This window comes from Rhizobacter sp. P2_H2, from assembly GCF_056403375.1.
The window spans coordinates 1-2,484 of sequence record NZ_JBFUFP010000822.1; the positions used below are offsets into that span (position 1 = coordinate 1).

General features: G+C 66.8%; 4 protein-coding genes and 1 pseudogene. 2 read left to right on the forward strand and 3 right to left on the reverse strand.

Annotated features, from left to right (window positions below; all coding sequences use genetic code 11):
* Together AC1D15_RS26820 and AC1D15_RS26825 are read left to right on the forward strand one after the other, a co-directional pair.
* Positions 1-336, forward strand: a pseudogene (locus AC1D15_RS26820) (Kelch repeat-containing protein); the annotation flags it as partial.
* 81 nt (positions 337-417) lie between these two features.
* On the forward strand, positions 418-804 hold the full coding sequence (locus AC1D15_RS26825) for a DUF3597 domain-containing protein (RefSeq protein WP_477828400.1): 387 nt from the start codon (positions 418-420) through the stop codon (positions 802-804).
* 52 nt (positions 805-856) lie between these two features.
* Here the strand turns inward: AC1D15_RS26825 and AC1D15_RS26830 are convergent, their stop codons facing one another.
* From AC1D15_RS26830 to AC1D15_RS26840, 3 genes are all read right to left on the reverse strand, one after another.
* Positions 857-1,048, reverse strand: a complete 192-nt coding sequence (locus AC1D15_RS26830; RefSeq protein ID WP_477828401.1) for a DUF3606 domain-containing protein — start codon at positions 1,046-1,048, stop codon at positions 857-859.
* Between the two features lie 97 nt (positions 1,049-1,145).
* Positions 1,146-1,700: a hypothetical protein gene (locus AC1D15_RS26835; RefSeq protein WP_477828402.1), complete on the reverse strand. Its 555-nt coding sequence runs from the start codon at positions 1,698-1,700 to the stop codon at positions 1,146-1,148.
* Positions 1,701-1,742: 42 nt separating this feature from the next.
* Positions 1,743-2,484 (reverse strand): tripartite tricarboxylate transporter permease (locus tag AC1D15_RS26840; protein ID WP_477828403.1); only part of this gene is annotated, 742 nt, incomplete at its 5' end.

Consider the following 2,484-nt stretch of genomic DNA (forward strand, 5'->3'; position numbering starts at 1 on the left):
GTGTACCTCCCGGCGCGCGACACCTGGGAACTGCGGGCGCCGATGCCCACCGAGCGCTCGGGACACGGCCTGGTCGTGTACCGCAACCGGTTCTGGGCGATGGGCGGGGAGGGCGGCGAGATCGTCGGTGGCGTGCCGCGGCAGGCGCGCGTGTATGGTCAGATGGAGAGCTACGACCCGGCGAGCGACACGTGGCGCAGGCATGCGCCGATGCTGACGCCGCGGCATGCGGTGGGCGCGGTCGCGATCGGCGACTGGATTTACGTGGCCGGCGGCGGCGCGGTGCTGGGTGGGGCGGTTCAGTCGGCGGTGCATGAGGCGTTCACGCTGGGCTGATCCGTCTTGACCGGCGGGCGGCAACGCCTAGACTGGGTTTTCGTTGCCGACGCAGCGCATCCATCCAACCAGGAGACCACGATGAGCATCTTCAGCAAGATCAAGGACGCGATCTTTGGCAAGAAGGACGAGGTACCGGCGGTGGCGCAGGCGCCGACGCAGGCTGCACCGGCCGCGGTGCCGGCCACCGCGGCGCCCGTCGCATTGAGCGAGGTGGATGTGGAGGCGGTGCTGACCAAGCTGGCAGCGGCCTCGTCGCAGAAGCTGAACTGGCGCACCTCGATCGTCGACCTGATGAAGCTGGTCGGGATGGAATCGAGCCTGGCCGAGCGGCGGCAACTGGCGAGCGAACTCGGCTACTCAGGCGACACCAACGACACGGCGACGATGAACATCTGGCTGCACAAGCAGGTGATGACCAAGCTGGCGGAGAACGGGGGGAAGGTGCCGGCGAGTTTGCTGGGGTGAGATGACGCGGATCAGGCGTCATCAAGTCTGACAGGGCGCGGCGATCCGGGCTTCATTCCCCGCGCTCCCCACGCTTCAAATGCGCCTCCACATCCCGAGCCCGATCCCCGACCTTCGCAACCGCCTTCTTCAGTTCGTCAGGCGTCACGCCGTACTTCCTTGACCAATCGCGCAGTTCGTAGTCCTGGTGGACGTTGATGCGGTCGCGGTCCTGGCCTCCAGTTTGCTGCTTGCTGTCGGACATGCTGATCTCCGTTGGTGGGCAAGCAGACAGCTTATGCAGCACACGCCGGAGATGCTGTCGGAGAGAGCCGCTTCAGTTGTAGGAACGGTGAATCGATCTACTTGCGCCACCACGGCACGTCGTAGTTCACCTTCTCCTTCGGCACCACCATCGTCTGCGGCCTGACGTAGTACTCGAAGAAGCGCTTGCGATCGCCGACGTCGTAGATCTCGAACGCGCCGGCCTTCTCCTGCTCCTCCAGGAAGCGCCGCATCGCGCCGACCGGCTCCATCGGGTTGGCCTGCTGGAAGATCACCTCGCCGCCGTAGCGCTGGTAGAGCGCCTTGCTGATCTTCCATTGCAGCACCATGCTGCGCGGCAGCTCGCGCAGCATCGCCTTGTCGGCCGCCGACAGCCCGGGCGGGGGTGGCGGAAGCTTCAGCGCCGATTCGAGCTCGGCCACCTCGGCGTCGCTGACGGTGAGCCGCTCCTGCTCGGCGAAGCGCTGCACCAGCGGCCGCAGGATCTGGCCGTCCAGGCTGCTGCCGGGTTTCGTCGTCTCGTCGCTGTAGATCGTCCTTCCCAGCACCTTGGCCGCCGGGGTGCGGGTCTGCGCCAGTGCCGGCGCGAGCGAGCCGGCCGCGGCGGCCCCCAGGAAGAGTCTTCGGTGCATGTCGTGCGCCGCCGCGGCGGCGGAGTGGCAGAACTGCCGACTCTACGCCGCTTGCACCTGCGGCGCGCGCGCCTTCATCACGAACGAGATGAGCTGCCACACGATGAACACCGCGATCAACCCGAGCAGCGTCGCGCTGATCGGTCGGCTGGCGAACACGTTGAAGCTGCCGCGGCTCAGCAGCATCGCGCGGCGGAAGTTCTCCTCCAGCATCGGCCCAAGGATGAAGCCCAGCATCAGCGGTGCCGCGTCCAGGTCGAGCCGCGAGAACAGGTAGCCGCCGAGCCCGAAGGCCGCCGTGACGAAGATGTCGTCGAGGTTGTTGTTGACGCTGTAGGTGCCGATGCAGCAGAAGAACAGGATCGACGGGAACAGCACGCTGTACGGGATCTTGAACACCGACAGCCAGTAGCGCACCAGCGGCACGTTCAGGACCAGCAGGAAACAGTTGCCCACCCACATGCTGGCGACCAGGCCCCAGAACAGGTCCGGGTGGCCGGCGATCATGTTCGGCCCCGGCTGGATCCCCTTGATGACGAAGGCCGCCATCATCAGCGCCATCACCGCGTTCTCCGGAATGCCGATGCTCATCAGCGGGATRAAGCTGGTGCGYGCSGCGGCCTCGTCGGCSGCSGCCTGSCCGGCCACGCCTTCGATCGCGCCGGAGCCGATCTCGTGGCGGTACTTGCTGACCTTCTTGTCGACCGCATAGGCGGCGAACTGCGCGATCACCGGCCCGCCGCCCGGCAGGATGCCGAGGAACGAACCGATGACGCTGCCGCGC

Excerpts from the sequence above, each read along its gene's own strand:
- AC1D15_RS26825 (WP_477828400.1), top strand. The coding sequence starts at position 418 with ATGAGCATCTTCAGCAAGATCAAGGACGCGATCTTTGGCAAGAAGGAC.
- AC1D15_RS26830 (WP_477828401.1), bottom strand. The coding sequence starts at position 1,048 with ATGTCCGACAGCAAGCAGCAAACTGGAGGCCAGGACCGCGACCGCATC.
- AC1D15_RS26835 (WP_477828402.1), bottom strand. The coding sequence starts at position 1,700 with ATGCACCGAAGACTCTTCCTGGGGGCCGCCGCGGCCGGCTCGCTCGCG.